Annotated in this window: 17 protein-coding genes and 1 tRNA gene; 11 read left to right on the top strand and 7 right to left on the bottom strand. The window is 71.4% G+C overall.

Features of this window, described 5'->3' with window-relative positions; all coding sequences use genetic code 11:
* Window positions 1-98: 98 nt before the first annotated feature.
* Window positions 99-1,718 (bottom strand): beta-N-acetylhexosaminidase, encoded by a 1,620-nt coding sequence (locus ACZ4VI_RS29000; RefSeq protein WP_468003938.1) that lies wholly within the window; start codon window positions 1,716-1,718, stop codon window positions 99-101.
* A gap of 187 nt (window positions 1,719-1,905) precedes the next feature.
* On the opposite strand from ACZ4VI_RS29000, the gene ACZ4VI_RS28995 reads away from it, so the two are divergent.
* Both ACZ4VI_RS28995 and glmS read left to right on the top strand, forming a co-directional pair.
* Entirely contained in the window at window positions 1,906-2,181 is a 276-nt protein-coding gene (locus ACZ4VI_RS28995; protein WP_128979109.1) for a hypothetical protein, read from the top strand.
* A 43-nt stretch (window positions 2,182-2,224) separates the two neighbouring features.
* Window positions 2,225-4,042, top strand: coding sequence for a glutamine--fructose-6-phosphate transaminase (isomerizing) (glmS, locus tag ACZ4VI_RS28990; RefSeq protein WP_468003936.1), 1,818 nt, complete (start codon window positions 2,225-2,227; stop codon window positions 4,040-4,042).
* Window positions 4,043-4,199: 157 nt separating this feature from the next.
* On the opposite strand, the gene ACZ4VI_RS28985 is transcribed toward glmS, so the two are convergent.
* Window positions 4,200-4,763 (bottom strand): GPR1/FUN34/YaaH family transporter, encoded by a 564-nt coding sequence (locus ACZ4VI_RS28985; protein ID WP_468003935.1) that lies wholly within the window; start codon window positions 4,761-4,763, stop codon window positions 4,200-4,202.
* A gap of 163 nt (window positions 4,764-4,926) precedes the next feature.
* Window positions 4,927-5,448, bottom strand: coding sequence for a universal stress protein (locus ACZ4VI_RS28980; RefSeq protein ID WP_468003933.1), 522 nt, complete (start codon window positions 5,446-5,448; stop codon window positions 4,927-4,929).
* A 356-nt stretch (window positions 5,449-5,804) separates the two neighbouring features.
* On the opposite strand from ACZ4VI_RS28980, the gene ACZ4VI_RS28975 reads away from it, so the two are divergent.
* The 8 genes from ACZ4VI_RS28975 (at window position 5,805) to ACZ4VI_RS28940 (ending at window position 14,065) form a co-directional block, all read left to right on the top strand.
* Window positions 5,805-6,158: a hypothetical protein gene (locus tag ACZ4VI_RS28975; protein WP_468003931.1), complete on the top strand. Its 354-nt coding sequence runs from the start codon at window positions 5,805-5,807 to the stop codon at window positions 6,156-6,158.
* Between the two features lie 397 nt (window positions 6,159-6,555).
* Window positions 6,556-7,725: a helix-turn-helix domain-containing protein gene (locus tag ACZ4VI_RS28970; protein ID WP_468003929.1), complete on the top strand. Its 1,170-nt coding sequence runs from the start codon at window positions 6,556-6,558 to the stop codon at window positions 7,723-7,725.
* 207 nt (window positions 7,726-7,932) lie between these two features.
* Entirely contained in the window at window positions 7,933-8,535 is a 603-nt protein-coding gene (gene orn / locus ACZ4VI_RS28965) for an oligoribonuclease (RefSeq protein WP_468003927.1), read from the top strand.
* A gap of 166 nt (window positions 8,536-8,701) precedes the next feature.
* Window positions 8,702-8,774: transfer RNA gene (locus ACZ4VI_RS28960), tRNA-His, on the top strand.
* A gap of 117 nt (window positions 8,775-8,891) precedes the next feature.
* Window positions 8,892-10,763 (top strand): rhamnogalacturonan lyase, encoded by a 1,872-nt coding sequence (locus tag ACZ4VI_RS28955; protein ID WP_468003925.1) that lies wholly within the window; start codon window positions 8,892-8,894, stop codon window positions 10,761-10,763.
* A gap of 186 nt (window positions 10,764-10,949) precedes the next feature.
* Entirely contained in the window at window positions 10,950-12,233 is a 1,284-nt protein-coding gene (locus tag ACZ4VI_RS28950) for an ABC transporter substrate-binding protein (RefSeq protein ID WP_468003923.1), read from the top strand.
* A 6-nt stretch (window positions 12,234-12,239) separates the two neighbouring features.
* Complete coding sequence (locus ACZ4VI_RS28945; RefSeq protein ID WP_468003921.1) at window positions 12,240-13,232, top strand: carbohydrate ABC transporter permease; 993 nt, start codon at window positions 12,240-12,242, stop codon at window positions 13,230-13,232.
* Window positions 13,232-14,065 (top strand): carbohydrate ABC transporter permease, encoded by an 834-nt coding sequence (locus ACZ4VI_RS28940; RefSeq protein ID WP_468003918.1) that lies wholly within the window; start codon window positions 13,232-13,234, stop codon window positions 14,063-14,065. Before ACZ4VI_RS28945 ends, ACZ4VI_RS28940 begins: the two co-directional genes overlap by 1 nt.
* A gap of 55 nt (window positions 14,066-14,120) precedes the next feature.
* Here ACZ4VI_RS28940 and ACZ4VI_RS28935 read toward each other — a convergent pair whose 3' ends face one another.
* The 3 genes from ACZ4VI_RS28935 to ACZ4VI_RS28925 all read right to left on the bottom strand — a co-directional run bounded on the left by ACZ4VI_RS28935 (window position 14,121) and on the right by ACZ4VI_RS28925 (window position 17,821).
* Window positions 14,121-15,605 carry a glycoside hydrolase family 18 protein gene (locus tag ACZ4VI_RS28935; protein WP_468003916.1) on the bottom strand — a complete coding sequence of 495 codons (1,485 nt, stop codon included), beginning with the start codon at window positions 15,603-15,605 and terminating at the stop codon, window positions 14,121-14,123.
* Between the two features lie 141 nt (window positions 15,606-15,746).
* On the bottom strand, window positions 15,747-17,123 hold the full coding sequence (locus ACZ4VI_RS28930) for a HAMP domain-containing sensor histidine kinase (RefSeq protein WP_468003914.1): 1,377 nt from the start codon (window positions 17,121-17,123) through the stop codon (window positions 15,747-15,749).
* The gene (locus tag ACZ4VI_RS28925) at window positions 17,120-17,821 is read right to left on the bottom strand and encodes a response regulator transcription factor (RefSeq protein WP_468003912.1); all 702 of its coding nucleotides are present in this window, start codon (window positions 17,819-17,821) and stop codon (window positions 17,120-17,122) included. The genes ACZ4VI_RS28930 and ACZ4VI_RS28925 overlap by 4 nt, the downstream gene beginning before the upstream one ends.
* A 68-nt stretch (window positions 17,822-17,889) precedes the next feature.
* Between ACZ4VI_RS28925 and ACZ4VI_RS28920 the strand changes: the two genes are divergently transcribed.
* Window positions 17,890-18,441 carry a hypothetical protein gene (locus ACZ4VI_RS28920; protein WP_468003910.1) on the top strand — a complete coding sequence of 184 codons (552 nt, stop codon included), beginning with the start codon at window positions 17,890-17,892 and terminating at the stop codon, window positions 18,439-18,441.
* A gap of 74 nt (window positions 18,442-18,515) precedes the next feature.
* Here ACZ4VI_RS28920 and ACZ4VI_RS28915 read toward each other — a convergent pair whose 3' ends face one another.
* Window positions 18,516-19,673: an RNA-guided endonuclease InsQ/TnpB family protein gene (locus tag ACZ4VI_RS28915; RefSeq protein WP_468003908.1), complete on the bottom strand. Its 1,158-nt coding sequence runs from the start codon at window positions 19,671-19,673 to the stop codon at window positions 18,516-18,518.
* Window positions 19,674-19,712: the final 39 nt, after the last annotated feature.

Raw genomic sequence — 19,712 nt, 5'->3', positions numbered from 1 at the left:
CCCCCCCCCCCCCCCCCCCCCCCCCCCCCCCCCCCCCCCCCCCCCCCCCCCCCCCCCCCCCCCCCCCCCCCCCCCCCCCCCCCCCCCCCCGCCCCGTTCTACTCAGCCGGCCACGGGACCTGCGGCGAGCGGTAGTAGTCGATGCCGAGGGCCGTCAGGCGAGGGCCCTGTTCGGCGAGCCGGACCTTGTACGCGTCCCAGTCGTGCGTGTCCGCCGGGGACCAGCCCAGCTCCGCCACGCCCGGCAGGCGCGGGAAGGCCATCTGGTCGATGTGGGCGCTCGTGGAGACCGTCTCCGTCCACAGCGGCGCCTCCACGCCCTTGACGGCCTCCGCGGGCGCGCCCGGGAGGTAGGCCGCCGGGTTCCAGTCGTAGGAGCGCTGGACCTCCACATAGCCCGCCCAGGCCAGGCCCAGCTTGGTGTCCTTCGTGTACTTCATGTCGAGGTAGACCCGGTCGGCGGGCGAGAGGATCAGCCCGGTGCCGTTCCGCGCGGCCGCGGCGACCTGCTCCTTCTCCGCGGCGCTCGTGCGGTCCAGGCCCCAGTACTGCGCGAGCGCGCCCTCGGCCGGCGTGGCGCCGGTCAGCTGGTGCCAGCCGACGACGGTCTTGCCGTACGCGGCGACGACCGGCTGGACCTTCTCCATGAAGGCGACGTAGTCCTCGTGTGTGGTGGAGTGCGCCTCGTCGCCGCCGATGTGGAGGTACCTCCCGGGGGTGAGCGCGGCGAGCTCGCGGATGACGTCGTCCACGAAGTCGTACGTGACGGGCTTCGGCACGCACAGGGAGCTGAGGCCGACGCTGGTGCCCGTGTAGAGCGGCGGGGCGACGCCGTCGCAGTTCAGCTCGGCGTACGAGGCGAGGGCGGCGTTGGTGTGGCCGGGCAGGTCGATCTCGGGGACGACCTCCTGGTGGCGGGAGGCCGCGTACCGCACGATCTCCTCGTAGTCGTCCTTCGTGTAGTACCCGCCGGGTCCGCCGCCGACCTGGGTGGAGCCGCCGTAGGTGGCGAGCCGGGGCCAGGAGTCGATGGCGATGCGCCAGCCCTGGTCGTCGGAGAGATGCAGATGCAGCTTGTTGATCTTGTAGAGGGCGAGCTGGTCGATGTACCGCTTGACCTGGTCGACGGTGAAGAAGTGGCGGGAGACGTCGAGCATCGCGCCGCGGTAGGCATAGCGCGGGGTGTCGGTGATGGTGCCGCCCGCGACCTGCCAGGGGCCGGGCTGCACGGTCTTCTTCTCGACGGCCGCCGGGAGCTGCTGGCGCAGGGTCTGGACGCCGCGGAAGAGCCCGGTGGGCCGGTGGGCCGTGAGGGTGATGCCGCCGCGGCCGGACTGGAGCCGGTAGCCCTCGTCGCCGAGCGCGGTCTCCCGGTCGCTGAGACGGAGCCGGATGCCGCCGGTGGCCGCGTACTGGTCGACGACGGGCAGCGGGTGGCCGGTCGAGGGGCGGAGGATCCCGGCGAGGTAGTCGGCGACGGCGCGGGACTCGGGGGAGCGCCCGTCGACCCGGATGCGGGTGGCGGCGCTGATCGTGTACGGCTGTCCGCCGGGCGTCACGGAGGCGGGGGCGGGGACGATCTGGCCGAGGGGGCGGGGCGTGGGTTCGGCTGCGGCCTTGGTGGTGGGGGCTGCTCCGACGCAGGAGATGCCGGCCGCCGCGAGGAGCAGCAGGGCGCCGAGCACACGGGGAAGCGTTCTGCGCTGTCTCACAGGCATGGTCCCTTTCGGTGGACTTCACTGCTGTGGGTATGCGTATCCGAACAGTGACCATGCGTACCGTGGACCACTTCCGCGGGTCAAGGTGTAGACCAATCCCGCCTTCAGTGCGGCGATCATGGAGGCGCCTGCCCGAATCCGGGCAGGATTCTTGCGAAGAACCGGGGGTACCCCTCAGTATTCACAGGTGCTCGAACGCCGCCCGTCGCATGACGACCTCATCGACCACCTGGTGCGCAGCACCGCGCTCCAGCGCGGTGAGGCCGCCCGGGTGATCCTCGACGTGCTGGCGTACTTCGACGAGTCGACCGAGGACTTCGTCCGCCGCCGCCACCGCGAGCTGCAGTCCGGCGGCGCCGTGAACGCCGAGATCTTCGAACGCATCGCGGCCGAACTGCCGCACCGCGCCGTGGCGCCACCGGAGCTCTCGCTCCGGCAGCTGCGCCGCATCGTCTACGGCTGAGTCACGGCCGAGCGCACTCAACGACCTGGAGGGGTAACACTTTATGTGCGGAATTGTCGGTTACATCGGAAAGCGCGACGTGGCCCCGCTGCTGCTGGAAGGCCTGCAGCGGCTGGAGTACCGGGGGTACGACTCCGCCGGCATCGTCATCACCAGCCCGAAGGCCACTGGCCTGAAGATGGTCAAGGCCAAGGGCCGGGTCCGTGACCTGGAGGCCCGCGTCCCCAAGCGCTTCACCGGTACCACCGGCATCGCCCACACCCGCTGGGCCACGCACGGCGCGCCGAGCGACGTCAACTCGCACCCGCACCTGGACCCCGAGAACAAGGTCGCGGTCGTCCACAACGGCATCGTGGACAACGCCCAGGAGCTGCGCGCCAAGCTGGAGGCGGACGGCGTCGTCTTCGCCTCCGAGACCGACACCGAGGTCATCACCCACCTGATCGCCCGCTCCCAGGCCACCACCCTGGAGGAGAAGGTCCGCGAGGCGCTCAAGGTCATCGAGGGCACCTACGGCATCGCCGTCATGCACGCCGACTTCAACGACCGCATCGTGGTGGCCCGCAACGGCTCCCCGGTCGTCCTCGGCATCGGCGAGAAGGAGATGTTCGTCGCCTCCGACGTCGCCGCCCTGATCGCCCACACCCGCCAGGTCGTCACCCTCGACGACGGCGAGATGGCCACCCTCAAGGCCGACGACTTCCGTACGTACACGACCTCGGGCGCCACGACGACGGCCACCCCGGAGACCGTGGAGTGGGAGGCCGCCTCCTACGACATGGGCGGCCACGACACGTACATGCACAAGGAGATCTGCGAGCAGCCCGACGCGGTCGACCGCGTGCTGCGCGGCCGGATCGACGAGCGCTTCTCCACCGTCCACCTGGGCGGCCTGAACCTCGACGCCCGCGAGGCCCGCACCATCCGCCGGATCAAGATCCTCGGCTGCGGCACCTCGTACCACGCCGGCCTCATCGGCGCCGGCCTGATCGAGTCCATGGCCCGTATCCCCGCCGACGCCGAGCCGGCCTCGGAGTTCCGCTACCGCAACCCGGTCGTGGACCCCGACACCCTCTACATCGCCGTCTCCCAGTCCGGTGAGACGTACGACGTCCTTGCGGCCGTCCAGGAGCTCAAGCGCAAGGGCGCGCGGGTCATCGGCGTGGTCAACGTCGTCGGCTCGGCGATCGCCCGCGAGGCCGACGGCGGCGTGTACGTGCACGCAGGCCCCGAGGTCTGCGTCGTCTCCACCAAGTGCTTCACCAACACGGTGACCGCCTTCGCGCTGATCGCCCTGCACCTGGGCCGCATCCGCGACCTGTCGGTCACCGACGGCAAGCGGATCATCGAGGGCCTGCGCAAGCTGCCCGCGCAGATCAGCGAGATCCTCGAGACCGAGGACGAGATCAAGAAGATCGCCGAGCAGTACGCGGGCGCCCAGTCGATGATGTTCATCGGCCGTGTGCGCGGCTACCCGGTGGCCCTGGAGGCCTCCCTGAAGCTCAAGGAGATCTCCTACATCCACGCCGAGGCGTACCCGGCCTCCGAGCTGAAGCACGGCCCGCTCGCGCTGATCGAGCCGGCCCTGCCGACGGTCGCGATCGTCCCCGACGACGACCTGCTCGAGAAGAACCGCGCCGCCCTGGAGGAGATCAAGGCCCGCAGCGGCCGCATCCTCGCGGTCGCGCACCAGCCGCAGGCGAAGGCCGACCACACGATCGTCGTCCCGAAGAACGAGGACGAGCTGGACCCGATCCTGATGGGCATCCCGCTCCAGCTCCTCGCCTACCACACGGCGCTCGCCATGGGCCGCGACATCGACAAGCCGCGCAACCTGGCCAAGTCCGTCACGGTCGAGTAGCCCCTTCCGGGCCTGTCCCCCGGAGCTCTCGACCACGGCCGGGAAAGCCCGTCCGCCCCGATTCCGGACCTGTCCCCGGAGGGGCCGGACGCCCGGCCGGACACAACAAGCGGTCCCCGCGCACATGGTGCGCGGGGACCGCTTGTTTCCGACTGCGTCAGCTCGCCGCGGCCGCGCTGCGGCCCGAGCGGCTCAGGGACGTCGGCCAGTGGGCCACCGCCGCCGTCGCGCCGTACCAGGCCGCGAGGCCCGCCAGCGCGGCGACCCAGCCGCCCGCCTTCGCCAGACCGCCGTTGTCGGCGAGGGCGCCGATGCCGAGCAGCAGCAGCGCGACGAAGAGCAGCCCGTACACGCCCTGTCCGAACAGACCGCTGCCCGCGGCGGCCATCGTCAGCGTGAGCGCGAGCAGCGCCCACAGCAGCAGGAAGAGACCGGTCGCCTCGGCCGACCCGCCGTCGCCCACCCCGGTCCCCCAGGTGAACCAGAACGCGCCGAGCGCCGAATAGGCCGTGCCCGTACCGCCGTTGCCTGCGCGCAGGGCGAGCAGGCCGACCAGGAAGAGCGCCACGCCGCCGACCCAGGTGGCGAGGGCTGCGGCGTCGGACGCCGCGACGTTGTCGATGACGCCCGTGCCGCCTATGCCGAAGGCCAGCAGGGTCAGTCCGAGCGCGAGGTGGCCGAATGTGGAGGTGGTGTTTCCCGCGGCGACTTCGTTGTCCACGGCGGGCTCCCTTCAGGTGGGCAGTTGTGCTGCGTGAGCTGCTTGTTCCGGTGACCTTTAACTACCCTTCACAAGCGCACAAATCACCTGTCGGCGGCAGAAATTATCGCCGCACCAAGGGAGTTGACGGAGTAAGCGGAAGATGAAGCTCAGGGGTTCATCGTCAGGGGATGACGATCACGGGCCGCTGCGCGCGCTTGGCGAGCCGGCCGGCCACCGAGCCGAAGATCCGGCCGACGATGCCGTGCGTCGAGCCGACCACGATCGCGTCGGCCGAGTACTCCCGGCCGACCTCCTCCAGCTCGTGGCAGATGTCCCCGCCGCGCTCCACGAGGATCCAGGGGACTTCGGAGAGATAGTCCGCGCAGGCGAGCTCCAGGCCCAGCACCTCGGTCCGGTGATCGGGGACGTCGACGAAGACCGGCGGCTCGCACCCCGCCCAGACGGTGGTGGGCAGCCGGTTGGCGACATGCACGATGATCAGGCCGGAGCCGGAGCGGCGGGCCATGCCGATGGCGTAGGCGAGGGCCCGCTCACTGGACGTCGAGCCGTCGAAGCCGACGACCACTCCGTGCCGGAAGGCGGGATCACAGGAGTGACGTGGCTGTTCCACCGCGAGGGGGTCGACCGTGGAGTCGGCGACGCGCTTGCGGTCCGCGGGTTCGGGGAATTGGTGACCGGCCATCGGTGTCTCGGCGAAGAAGATCCTGGTGGAAGGGAACGGTAAGAACGTCGTACGGAACAACGGTTGGCGGCGGAGCTGTGTCCGGGAATCATCTTCCCAAGCCCATACCCCCAAGGGTACGGCGACACTCCTCTCCTGCCCAGAGCCGTCCAGAACCGCACGACGCTCCCGCACGGCGTTCCAGGGAGCATGCACGAGCCCGTCCCGATATGGCAATGCCGCCTGTGCCCTACAGCTGTCCTCCAGCTGTCCTCACAGCAGTCCTCGCGGGGGCCGAACGGACGCCCCGCGCAGTGACCGGAACGTTCCGCTTCTCGTTCCCACAGGTCCAGTCACCGTCGCAGGGAGCCCCGCCCGTGCCCGCACCATCGGCCGCCGCCACCCACGCCACCGCCGGTCCCCACACTCCGGTCCACACCCCGGTCCTCACCCCGGCCCCCGCCCCCGCGCCGCGCGCGCCGGGGAGCGCGACGGCGGAGTCGGCGGGCGACGTCGTGCGCTGGGCGGCCTTCTGCTGCGTCCTCGTCCCGGTCGTCCTCGTCGTGTACGGCACCTCGTTGGGCGGGGCCGTCGGGACCGCGCTCGGACTCGCCGCCGTGACGGCGGTCTGCCGGCTGCTGCTGCGCCGTGCGGAGCGCGGGCTGCGCGCCGAGGCCGCGGCGCCCCGTCCGCGCCGCTCCCACGGCGGCCGAAACCACCGTCACGGATGACGTGACACCCGTAGAGCTGACGGTTTCGCACACCCGCACCCGTATGTTTTCAGCCAACTTCCAGATGTCGGCGAGTCCTTGCCGGAACGCCCCCTCAACCCTGGTGCCACCAGGCATGAAAGCCCCGCGCCGGGCCCGCACACCCTACGGGGACGGGCCATGCGGCCACGGGGCCCTTCCCTGCGGGGCCCGCGAGTGGAACGCTTCGTGATCGAATGCTTCGCGCCAAGTTGCCTTGTCGACAATGTGCCGGATGGAGAACTTGTCACGCCGGCGCCACGGAACACAGTAGATTCGATCATGGGTATCGAAGACTGGGGTCTCGTGCAAAACCGAGGGGAAACGTGCAGGAGCGACAGGACCAGGGAGACGCGAACACCGAGGGGGGCTTAGCGTCATGAGCCAGGACTCCGCCGTAACGGAGGCCGCACGGAAGCTGTCCGGGCGCCGCCGCCGGGAAGTCGTCGCGGTGCTGCTGTTCAGCGGCGGCCCCATCTTCGAGAGCTCCATCCCGCTCTCCGTGTTCGGAATCGACCGGCAGGACGCGGGCGTGCCCCGCTACCGGCTGCTGGTGTGCGCCGGCGAGGAAGGCCCGCTGCGGACCACAGGGGGCCTCGAACTGACCGCGCCCTACGGCCTGGACGCGATCAGTCGGGCCGGCACCGTCGTCGTACCGGCCTGGCGGTCGATCACCTCGCCGCCACCGCCGGAGGCGGTCGAAGCGCTGCGCCGGGCACACGAAGAGGGCGCGCGGATCGTCGGGCTGTGCACCGGCGCGTTCGTGCTCGCCGCGGCCGGGCTGCTCGACGGCCGGCCGGCCACCACACACTGGATGTACGCGCCGACGCTCGCGAAGCGCTATCCGTCGGTCCATGTGGACCCGCGGGAGCTCTTCGTCGACGACGGGGACGTACTGACCTCGGCCGGCACCGCGGCCGGCATCGACCTGTGTCTGCACATCGTGCGGACCGACCACGGCGCGGAGGCCGCCGGCGCGCTCGCACGCCGCCTGGTCGTCCCGCCGCGGCGCAGCGGCGGCCAGGAGCGCTACCTCGACAGGTCTTTACCAGAGGAGATCGGCGCCGACCCGCTCGCGGAGGTCGTCGCCTGGGCCCTGGAGCACCTCCACGAGCAGTTCGACGTGGAGACGCTCGCGGCCCGCGCGTACATGTCACGGCGTACGTTCGACCGGCGCTTCCGCTCGCTGACGGGGTCCGCCCCGTTGCAGTGGCTGATCACCCAGCGGGTGCTCCAGGCGCAGCGGCTGCTCGAGACCTCCGACTACTCGGTCGACGAGGTCGCGGGACGCTGCGGCTTCCGCTCCCCGGTGGCGCTGCGCGGCCACTTCCGCCGCCAGCTCGGCTCCTCGCCGGCCGCGTACCGCGCGGCCTACCGGGCCCGGCGCCCGCAGGCCGAGACGACGACGGCGGTGCTCGACTCGCTGGTGCCCTCGCAGGGCCCGCCGGTCGTCCGGCGGCCCGGGGGCCCGCTGGAGCCCGGGAAGCCGCAGTCCGACGCGTACGCCTCCGGCCGCCCGGCCCTGCCGGGCCAGCGCAGCGCCCCCTAGGGGGCGCGCAGGACCGCGCGCCACAAGCCGCGCACCGAGAAAACCGACGGGCGCCCGGGGACACCTCCCTCGGGCGCCCGTCGGCGTCGCGCAACCGGGCCGGGCCTGCGTCGCGCACCGGGCCAGGCCTGCGTAGCGCACCGGGCCGGGCCTGCGTCGCACACCGGGCCGGGCCCGATCGCGGACGCAAGCCCTAAGGTAGGTCGCATGAACGATCGCATGGTGTGGATCGACTGCGAGATGACCGGGCTCTCGCTGACGGACGACGCACTCATCGAGGTGGCCGCGCTGGTCACCGACTCGGAACTGAACGTGCTCGGCGAAGGGGTGGACATCGTGATCCGCCCGCCGGACGCGGCGCTGGAGACCATGCCGGAGATCGTGCGCGCGATGCACACGGGCTCGGGCCTCCTCGACGCGCTGCCCGGCGGGACGACCCTCGCCGACGCCGAGGCCCAGGTGCTCGCGTACGTACGCGAGCATGTCAAGGAGCCGCGCAAGGCGCCGCTGTGCGGGAACTCGGTCTCCACCGACCGGGGCTTCCTCGCGCGGGACATGCCGGCGCTGGAGAAGCACCTGCACTACCGGATCGTCGATGTCTCCTCGGTCAAGGAGCTGGCCCGCCGCTGGTACCCGAGGGCGTACTTCAACAGTCCGGTGAAGAGCGGCAACCACCGCGCGCTCGCCGACATCCGCGAGTCCATCGCCGAGCTGCGCTACTACCGTGAGGCGATCTTCGTCCCGCAGCCCGGACCCGACTCGGACACCGCGAAGCAGATCGCGGCGCGCCACGTGCTCCCGCCGGAGTAGCCCAGGACGGGTCCCGGACCGTCCGGGCAGCCCCTGCTCGCGCCCCTGACGCCCCTGACACGCCCCTGACGCTCCCAGGGTCGAATACGGGCGCGAGCACCCGCTCCGACCCTGTAGACTTCTTCTCGGCCGGTCGGGGAAACCTTCGGGAAAACCGCCGGTCGTGGTGGGTATAGCTCAGCTGGTAGAGCACCTGGTTGTGGTCCAGGATGTCGCGGGTTCGAGTCCCGTTACTCACCCTGAAGCCCGAGGCCCCGGTTCGAAAGAACCGGGGCCTCGGTCGTTTTCCGGGCAACCATTCCGCTTGTGGTGGCGACTGTGAGGCACGCAACGCTCTCTTCCCCACAGGAGGACTCGTGCAGCACCCGCACCCTCGGATCAGTCGCCTCGCCGCCGCGCTCACCGCCGGTGTCGTCGTCGCCTGCGCCGGAATCACCGTCACCGCCGTCACCGCCGGAACGGCCGCCGCCGCCACCGCGCGGCAGGCCGAGCGGCTCGACCGGGGCGTGGTCAGCGTCCACACCGGCACCGGCAACCTCGTGAGCTGGCGCTGGCTGGGCACCGACCCGGACTCCGTCGCCTTCAACGTGTACCGGGCCGGCACGAAGGTCAACGCCACCCCCGTCACCGCCTCCACCACCTACTTCCACTCCGGCGCGCCCAGCTCCGCCGACTACACCGTCCGCGCCGTCGTCGGCGGCGTGGAGCAGGGCGACTCGGTGCACGCCGTGCAGTTCCGCACCGGCTACAAGGACGTGCCGCTCGCTCCCCCGGCCGGCGGCACGACCCCCGACGGGGTGGCCTACACGTACGAGGCCAACGACGCGTCCGTCGGCGACCTCGACGGGGACGGCGCGCTGGACTTCGTACTGAAGTGGCAGCCGACCAACGCCAAGGACAATTCGCAGTCCGGCTACACCGGCAACACGATCGTCGACGGGATCCGGCTCGACGGGACCCGGCTGTGGCGGATCGACCTCGGCCGCAACATCCGCTCCGGGGCGCACTACACGCAGTTCCAGGTGTACGACTACGACGGCGACGGCCGGGCCGAGGTGGCCATGAAGACCGCCGACGGGACCGTCGACGGGCGCGGCACCGTCATCGGGAGCGCCTCCGCCGACCATCGCAACAGCAGCGGGTACGTCCTCGCCGGGCCCGAGTACCTGACCATGTTCGACGGGCTCACCGGCGCCGCGCTGGGCACCACCGGCTACGTGCCGGCGCGCGGCACCGTCTCGTCGTGGGGCGACAGCTACGGCAACCGGGTGGACCGGTTCCTCGCCGGGACGGCGTACCTGGACGGCACCCGGCCCTCGCTCATCATGGCGCGCGGGTACTACACCCGGTCCGTGATCACGGCGTGGGACTGGCGCGGCGGGCAGTTCACGCGGCGCTGGACCTTCGACAGCAGCTCCTCCACCAACACCGGCAAGGGGTACGACGGGCAGGGCTCGCACAGTCTGTCCGTCGGCGATGTGGACGGCGACGGCAAGGACGAGATCGTCTACGGGGCGATGGCCGTCGACGACAACGGCAGCGGCCTGTGGACCACCAGGACCGGGCACGGCGACGCCCAGCACCTCGGCGACCTCGACCCGGGGACGCCGGGCCTGGAGTACTTCAAGGTCTCGGAGTCGTCCTCCCAGCCCGCCGAGCTGTACATCGATCCGGCGAACGGCACCGTCCGCTGGCAGCTGGGCGCCTGCTGCGACAACGGGCGCGGGGTCGCCGGGGACATCTTCGCCGGGAACGACGGCGCCGAGGTGTGGTCGGCGTCGGACACCTCGATACGGGACGAGGCGGGGGCCGCCAAGGGCCGCGAGCCCTCGTCCGCGAACTTCCTGAGCTGGTGGGACGGCGACACCACCCGCGAGCTCCTGGACGGCACCCGTATCGACAAGTACGGGACGGCCGGCGAGACGCGGCTGCTCACCGGCGCCTCGGTGGCCTCCAACAACAGCACGAAGGCCACCCCCGCGCTGTCCGGGGACATCCTCGGCGACTGGCGCGAGGAGGTGGTGTGGCGCACGGCGGACAACCGCGCGCTACGGATCTACTCGACCCCGTACGAGACCGGTACGCGGATCACGACGCTGCTGCACGACACCATGTACCGCACGGGGCTTGCCTGGCAGAACACTGCCTACAACCAGCCCCCGCACCCGAGTTTTCACATCGGCAGCGGTATGCGGACCGCCCCGCGGCCGCTGATCACGACCCCGTAGTGCGCTGGAGGCCGGTCGGGGGCGTGTTCGCCGCCGACCGGCCTCCGCTGAACGCCACCCCTCGGGCGCCTATCGGGACGGTCAAGACGCGCGCCGCATCGAAGATGTTCGACTGAGCGGGTGGTTCCTGGTGCGCCCACCCTGCGTAACGCTCCGTCAGTACCGGCCGCCACTACGCTCCGTGGCGTGCGTACCCCCGTCGCGCTCGCCCTCGTCCTCGCCCTGGCAGCCGGTCTCTCGGCCGCGTGCGCCGAGGACGACGGCACGGACGCGGCCGGCCGGACGACGCTCACCGTCGGCGTGTTCGGGGCCTTCGGCCTGAAGGAGGCCGGGCTCTACGACACGTACATGAAGCTGCACCCCGGCATCGTCGTCCGGCAGACCTCCATCCAGCGCAACGAGAACTACTACCCGCAGCTGCTCACCCACCTGGTCTCGGACTCCGGCCTGGCCGACGTCCAGGCCGTCGAGGTCGACAACATCGCCGAGATCACCGCCACCCAGGCGCACCGGCTCGAAAACCTCGGCGCGGTACCCGGCGTCGACAAGAACGCCTTCCTGCCCTGGAAGTGGGCCCAGGGAACCGACCGGAACGGCAGGACGGTCGCGCTCGGCACGGACATCGGCCCGCAGGCCGTCTGCTACCGCAAGGACCTCTTCGCGCGGGCCGGACTGCCCACCGACCGGGCCGCCGTCGGCCGGCTCTGGGCCGGGGACTGGAAGAAGTACCTGGACGTCGGCCGCCGCTTCCAGGCGAAGGCACCCAAAGGCACGGCGTTCGTGGACTCCGCCTCCGGAGTGCTGAAGGCGATCACCGGCAGCAGCCCCGTCCGCTTCTACGACGAGAAGGGCGAGGTCGTCTACAAGGACAACCCGGCAGTGAAGCGCGCCTGGGACATCGCCGCCGCCTTCGCCACCGGCGGCCTGACCGCCCGTCTCCAGCAGTTCACCCCCGCCTGGGACCAGGCGTACGCCAACGGCGGGTTCGCCACCGTCTCCTGCCCGGCGTGGATGCTCGGCTACATCCAGGACAAGGCCGGGCCCGCGGGCCGGGGCGCCTGGGACGTGGCCGCGGCGCCCCGGCCGGGCAACTGGGGCGGCTCCTTCCTCGTCGTACCGTCGGCCGGGAAGCACCGGGCCGAGGCGGCGAAGCTGGTGGCCTGGCTGACCGCGCCCGCCCAGCAGGCCACGCTCTTCGCGCGGCGGGGCAGTTTCCCCAGCGCCTCCGCCGCCCACGCCCTGCCCGTCGTCTCCGGCGCCCGGCACGCGTACTTCGGCGGCGCCCCCGTCGGCGCGATCTTCGCCGAGGCGGCGCGCGGCGTCCCGGTCGCCGCCACGGGCCCCAAGGACGCGGTCATCGCCCAGAACCTGGGTGACATCGGCATGCTCCAGGTCGACCAGAAGGGGCGGACGTCCCGGGCGGGCTGGGAGGCGGCCGTGAAGACGATCGACAACGCCCTGGACCGGTGACGCCCGATGGCCGAGGCCGACGTCGCCGTACCGCCGCTGGAAGAGCCCGCGCCCCGTACGCCCCCGTCGCGTACGAAGGAGGCGGCGCGGCGCGCCCGGCGGCACCGCCGGGGCGTGCGTTTCGGACCGTACGCCCTCGTCGCCCCGTTCTTCGTCCTCTTCGGCGCCTTCGGGCTCTTCCCGCTCCTCTACACGGGCTGGGCGTCACTGCACCGGGTCGAGCTGACCGCGCCGGGTGAGATGGAGTGGGTGGGCGCGCGGAACTTCACCCGGCTCCTGGACGACGACTTCTTCTGGAACGCGCTGGGGAACACGGTCACGATCGGGATCCTGTCGACCGTTCCGCAGCTGCTGATCGCGCTCGGCATCGCCCAGCTGCTCAACTCCCGGCTGCGCGGCCGGACCTTCTTCCGGGTCGCGGCGCTCACTCCGTACGCGACCTCGGTGGCCGCGGCCACGCTGGTCTTCGCGCTGCTCTTCGGGCGGGACCACGGCCTGATCAACTGGGCGCTCGGGGCGGCCGGGTTCGAGCCGGTGGACTGGCAGAACGGCACCTGGCCGTCACGGATCGCGGTCTCGACGATCGTGATCTGGCGCTGGACCGGCTACAACGCGCTGATCTACCTGGCGGCGATGCAGACGATCCCGTACGAGCTGTACGAGGCGGCGGCGCTGGACGGGGCCTCGCGGTGGCGGCAGTTCGTCCATGTCACGGTGCCGGGGCTGCGGCCGGCGATCCTGTTCACGGTCGTGGTGTCGACGATCGGCGCGACACAGCTCTTCGGCGAACCACTGCTCTTCGACGGCGGCGCGGGGGCCACGGGCGGCGCGGACCACCAGTTCCAGACGCTGGGGCTCTATCTGTACGAGCAGGGGTGGGTGAACCACCACCTGGGGCGGGCGTCGGCGATCGCCTGGGCCATGTTCCTGATCCTGCTCCTGACCGGCGCGGTGGCGCGGCTGCTGCGGCCGTCGTTCGCCGGGCGAGGGGAGGCCTGATGCGGGGGTCGCGGTCGTCGCGGGCGGGATGGCCGGCGTACACCGTCCTCGCGGTCTTCACGGCCGGGTCCCTCTTCCCCCTGCTGTGGACGGCGGTTGCAGCCTCGCGGGACACCACGCGGCTCGCGCGGACCCCTCCGCCGTTCTGGTTCGGCGGGAACCTGCCACGGAACCTCGCGACCGCCTGGACCGACGCGCATCTGGGGACGGCGCTGCTCAACACGACGATCGTCGCCGGGTCGGTGGCGGCGGGCACGGTGCTCTTCTCGACGCTGGCGGGCTTCGCCTTCGCCAAGCTGCGGTTCCGGTTCAGGAACGCGCTGCTGATGGTGGTGATCGGCACGATGATGGTGCCGCCGCAGCTCTCCGTCGTACCGCTGTTCATGCTGATCGCCGAGGTGTCCTGGACCGACCGGCTGCAGTCCGTCGTGCTGCCCGCGCTGGTTTCGGCCTTCGGCGTCTTCTTCATGCGTCAGCATCTGAGCCGGGCGCTGCCCTCGGAGCTGGTCGAGGCGGCCCGGATGGACGGTGCGGGCTTGCTGCGCATCCTCTGGCACGTGGTCTTCCCGGCGGCCCGTCCGGCGATGGCGGTGCTGGGGATGCTGACGTTCGTGATGGCGTGGAACGACTTCTTCTGGCCGGTCATCGCGCTGACGCAGGACGGCAGCCCCACGGTCCAGGTGGCGCTGGCCGGGCTCGGCCGGGGCTACATCCCCGACCAGTCGGTGATCATGGCCGGTGCGCTCCTCGGGACGCTGCCGCTGCTGGCCGTCTTCGTCGTCTTCGGCCGGCAGATCGTCGGCGGCATCATGCGGGGCGCTGTGAAGGGCTGAGCGCGCCCCGGCCGGTGGTGGGGTGGGAGCCGGCCGGGGCGCGCGGTGTTGGGGGTTACTTATAGGCGGCGAAGGCCTTGGTGAAGGCCAGCGGCTGCTGGAGGATCGAGGAGCAAGTGGCGTCCGCGTAGTTCACCGCGCCGGCCGCGCACTGCTTGTCGCGGGTCGAGGACCACATCGACAGCCGGCCGATGCCCTTGGACTTCGCGAAGTCGACCAGCTGGGTGGCGTCCTCGACCTTGAAGACCTCGGTCGTGACGTCGTTGACGCCGATCATCGGGGTGACGGCGACGGCCTTCCAGGCCGCGGCGTCGGACAGCCCGAGGACGCCCTTGATCTGGGCCTGGGTGGCGGTCGCGGCCTGGATCGCGTACTGGCCCATGTCGCCGCTGTAGGCCGGCCCGTAGTCCATGGCCATGATGTTGACGGCGTCGACGCGGACGCCGTTCTTCTTCGCGTCGGCGAGCAGGTCCACGCCCGGCTGGGTCAGGCCCTCGGGCATGACGGGCAGGGTGAAGGAGACGGTCAGGCCGGGGTGGGACTTCTGGAGCTGCGCGATGGCCTGGGAGCGGCGGGTGTTGGCGGCGGCGTCCGGCAGGGCGGCGCCCTCGATGTCGAAGTCGACCTTCGTGAGCTTGTACCGGTCGACGACCTTGCCGTAGGCGGCGGCGAGGTCGGCGGAGTTCGCGCAGTTCAGGGCCAGTTCGTGACCGGCGGCGCCGCCGAAGGAGACCCGGACGTCGCCGCCCTTGGCCCGCAGGGCGCCGATCTGGGCGGCCACCTTGTCGTTGGCGAGGTCGGTGACACCGCCCCAGAGCGGGGCGCAGGAGCCGCCGGAGGTGATGAAGGCGAGGTTGAACTCCTTCACACCGGTGGCGTCGGCGGTCGCGAGCATGTCGTACGACGGGTAGAGGGAGGTGTCGATGTAGGGCGCGTACTTCGCGGCGGCGCCCGGGGTGCCGGTGGCGGTCGCCGTGGGGGTGGGGGTCGGGGCCGTCGTGGCGCTCTGGCTCGGGGTGGGCTTCGCGGTCGCGGTGGCGGTCGGGGCCACCGTGGCCGTCGGCTGCTCCGTCGGCCGGCCGCTCGGCGTCGGGGTCGCGCCGCCGACGGAGCAGGTGGCCTTGTTGATCAGGCAGTTGGCGGGATCCCCGGCCTCACCGGCCGCCGAGGTCACGAAGCCGACGGTGACGGACTGGCCGGGGGCGAGCTCCTTGTTCCAGCTCGCGGGCTTCACGGTGACGTGCTGCCCGGAGACGGTGTGTTCGCCGTTCCACAGGGATCCGATGGTCGTCCCTGCGGGCAGGTCGAACTCCAGCGTCCAGCCCCCCGACTGGACGCTGGAGGTCTCATTGGTCACGACGTACTGACCGGTGTAGCCGCCGGTCCAGGAGCTGGACCTGGTGTACGCGGCGCCGACGGCCGCGGCCTGGGCGGTGCCGGTGAGTGCGAACGCCGCGCCCCCGATCACCCCCGCCGCGACGACCGCGCCGATGACCTTGCTCATGCCGCTCGCCCTGCGCCGGTGCGAAGTCGTGCCCATCGCGTGCCTGCCTCTGTGCCGGAAGTGGGGGTGGGGTGCGGGCAGCACGCTAGCGAGCCGGAAACGGACAAATGACCTTGAGCGGGCCGGGGTTGGGATTCTTAGGCTCCGCTTAAGGAAGCCATCGGAACGGCAAAAGGTTCAGGACCTCTTCCGGCGGCCCCGCCGGCCGCCGCTACCACCCGAACCCCCGCCGGAGCGGCGGCCGTCCAGGCCGATCCAGACGCGGACCTCCGTACCGCCGAGCACCGAGTGCCCGATGGCGACGTCACCGCCGGTCGCCTCCGCCATCCGCCGCACGATGTCCAGGCCGAGTCCGGTCGAGCCGTCCCGTCCGCTGCCCGCGCCCCGGGCCAGCGCGGCCGCCGGGTTCGCGATGCCGGGTCCCGCGTCGGAGACGAGCACGATGACGGCGTCGTCGCCGTTGTGGACGTCGACGGAGAACGCCGTCCCCTCGGGGGTGTGGCGGAAGACGTTGCCGAGCAGCGCGTCGAGCGCGGCGACGAGTTCGGGCCGGGCGACCGGGATGCGTACCGGGCGCTCGATGCCCGCGACCCGTACCTTGCGGCCCTCGTCCTCGGCGAGCGCGGACCAGAAGTCCATCCGCTCCCGGACGACCTCGGAGGCGTCGCAGCCCGCGCCCGGTCCGGGGCCCTGCGTCTGCGGCTTGGCCTCGCGTGCCGTACGGATGATCGTGTCGACCTCGCGTTCCAGCTGCTCGACGGCGGCCCGGGTCTGCTCGGCCGCCGGTCCCGAGCCGAGCGAGGCGGCGTTGAGCCGGAGCACGGTCAGCGGGGTCCGCAGCCGGTGGGAGAGGTCGGCGGCCAGTTCGCGCTCGTTGGCGAGGAGCTGGACGACCTGGTCGGCCATGGAGTTGAAGGCGATGGCGGCCGACTTGAGCTCCGGCGGCCCCTCCTCGGGGACGCGGGCGCCGAGCCTGCCCTCGCCCAGGTCGTGGGCGGCGCCGGCGAGCCGCTGCGCGGGCTGGACCATCCGTACGCCGAGCCGGTCGGCGACGGCGACGGAGCCGACGATCAGGGCGACGCCGACCCCGGACAGGACCAGCCAGGCGGTGGCGACGCCGTTGGTGACCTCGCCCTCGGGGACGAAGAGTTCGACGACGGCGACCTGCCCGGAGGAGAGCGCGGTGGGCTGGAGCAGCACGGAGCCGCCCTCCACCTCGACGATGGTCGCCCGCCCCAGCTCCCGGGTGGTCCGCAGGTCCTTCGGCGAGGCCCGGCGGGTACCGATCTCCAGGCCGTCCTTCTCCGATCCCGCCGGGACATGGACGGCCATCCGCCCGGCGGCCCCGTCCTCGGTGGTGGCCACGGCCCGGTCGAGTTCGTCGCGGTCGGTGGTGATGGCGAGGACGGGCGCGAGCCCGGCGGCGCGCCGTTCGGCGTTGGAGAAGGCCCGGTCGCGCGCCATCTCCTTGACGACGAGCCCGAGCGGTACGGCGAAGGCGACGACGACCATGGCGGTGACGGCCAGCGACACCTTGACGAGGGCCCATCTCACGGCTGGTTCTCCCGCGGCGGTTCCAGCTTCACGCCCACCCCGCGCAGGGTGTGGAGATAACGGGGGCGAGCGGCCGTTTCGCCCAACTTCCGCCGTAGCCACGACAAATGTACGTCGATGGTCTGATCGTCCCCATAGGACTGCTGCCACACCTCGGCGAGCAGCTCCTTACGCGCCACGACCACGCCGGGCCGGCCGGCCAGGAAGGCCAGCAGGTCGAACTCCCGGCGGGTCAGGTCGAGCCGGGCCCCGTCGAGCTCGGCCTGCCGGCGCAGCGGGTCGATCGACAGACCGCCGACCTGGATCGCCCGCGACGGCGGGGCCTCCCCGGCCGCGGCCCGTGAGCGCCGCAGGACGGCGGCCATCCGCGCCGACAGGTGCTCCACGGAGAAGGGCTTGGTCAGGTAGTCGTCGGCGCCGTCGTTGAGGAGCCGTACGATCTCCGTCTCGTCGTCCCGAGCGGTCGCGATGATCACCGGTACGTCGGTGATGCCGCGCAGCATCTTCAGCGCCTCGGACCCGTCCAGGTCGGGCAGTCCGAGGTCCAGGATGACCACGTCGAAACGGAAATGGGCGACCTCGCGCAGCGCCTCCAGGGCCGTGCCGACGCTCCGTACGGTGTGGGAGGCCTCGGTCAGATGCCGGATGAGGGCGGAGCGTACGAACTGGTCGTCCTCGACCACGAGCACACGTGACATGGCCCGCACCGTACGCCATACGGGGGAAGCCGGACCCCCGGGGACGCGTCCGCGCGCGGTGGTGCAGTATGGCCCGGATGCGGAGAGGACTCGTACACGCCATGGCGTGGTCGCTCGCCACGGGCGCGGCGGTCACGCTGTCGTGGTGGGGTGTGCACACGGTGCTTGCGGGTACGGTCTACGACCCGCCGCGCGCGCTGCCGATTCCGGCGGGCAGCACCGGCACACCGGCGAGCCCGCCGACGGACGACCCGCCGCCCTCGTCCACCCAGCGGCCGCAGAGCCCTTCCGCGACGCCGAGGACGAGCGCGAGCGCGACTCCCACGGCGCCCGCGACCCCTTCGCGGGGGCCCTCCGGCTCTCCGTCGACGGTCGCTCCGGCCGACGGCAGTGTGAAGAGCTATGCCGTGGACGGCGGCCGGGTGGTCTTCGACCTCGGCGCGACCTCGGCGGAGCTGGTCTCGGCGACGCCGGCCTCGGGCTGGCAGATGCAGGTGTGGAAGCAACCCACCTGGATCCGGGTCACGTTCACCAGGGACAGCCGTGAGCTGTCGGTCTTCTGCGTCTGGCACGACACGGCGCCGCGCGTGGAGATCGAGGAGCGCGCTATGTCAACTTGACCCGGCCCTGAAGGACCGGGCTTGGAGGTAGCGCCCAGCTGGCTGCTGGGTTGGCTCCTCCGTCCAGACACCCCTTATGGGGTGGCAGGGACGCGTGACTCACGCCCCGCAGTCCACACGGTCTCGCCCTTGCGGCCGATGTTGTGGGACGCGTTGTCGTCCGCGTGCATGAGGGCCCCGCAGGACCGGCAGGCGAACGTCGCTTGTGACTGGCGGTTGCGCCGGTCGATGTGACCGCACTCGCAGCACTGCTGGCTGGTGTACGCCGGATCGACGTACACCAGCGGCACCCCAGCCCGCTTCGCCTTGTACTCCACGAAGGCGGCGAGCTGGTGGAAGCTCCACGAATGCAGAGACGTCCGCTGGTCCTTGCGGAGCCGTACCCGGCTGCGGATGCCCGTGAGGTCTTCCAGGGCGATACCGAAGCCGGTGCGTTCAGCGGTGGTGACGATCGTCTTGGAGACGATGTGGTTGACGTTGGCGGTGTGCCGGGCTTCCTTGCGGGAGCGCTTCTTGAGGAGGCGCTTCGCGGACTTGGTGCCCTTGGCCTGGAGCTTCTTCCGCAGATCGAGCTGTCGTTTCCGGTGCCGGTTCAGGCCGCGCCCGGCAGCCCGGTAGCCGGTGGAGGTGGTAGCGATGTTGGTGATGCCGAGGTCGACGCCGATGAACCCGCTGGGCTCGTACTGCCCGGCCTCGGGGATGTCGCAGACAGCGATCAGGTAGAACACGCCGTCGCGTTCGATCAGGTCGGACTCGCCCTTGCGGTGCTCGCGGAGCGTCTTGAGCGCGTCCGGGGAGCAGGCGAACCGAACGCCTCTGAGCCGTCCAGCAGTTGTCCAGATCGACACCGTGCCGGCGTCGTACTGCCAGGACAGGCACCGGTCGTCATACGGCTGCGCGGCCTGGGGCCGGAACGTGATCGGCTTCGACTCCGCCTTGACCCTACGCTTCGAACCTGGCTTGCCCAGGTTCCCGGCGCGGATGTTCGCCTTCAACGTGGTGTAGGCGTCACGCGTCTTCTTGATGACGTGCTGGGCCGCCTGCGCCCCCAGCCCCCGCGCCTTCAACTCGGCGTAGGTGTGCTTCCGCAGCTCGTACTCACGCGGCACACCTCGCTCGAACGCCACACCGGATACCCAGCACGCGGCCTCGTTGACCGTACGCAGGGTCGCGAGAAGCGCGGCGGCCTGGTCGGCCTCCGGCATCAGCTTCACCTGCGTCACGATCTTCATACGCGTGATCGTAGCATTACTCTATGTCACTACACTGGG

It is taken from the genome of Streptomyces sp. NPDC029169 (genome assembly GCF_055563935.1).
This window is presented reverse-complemented; position numbering and strand designations above follow the sequence as displayed.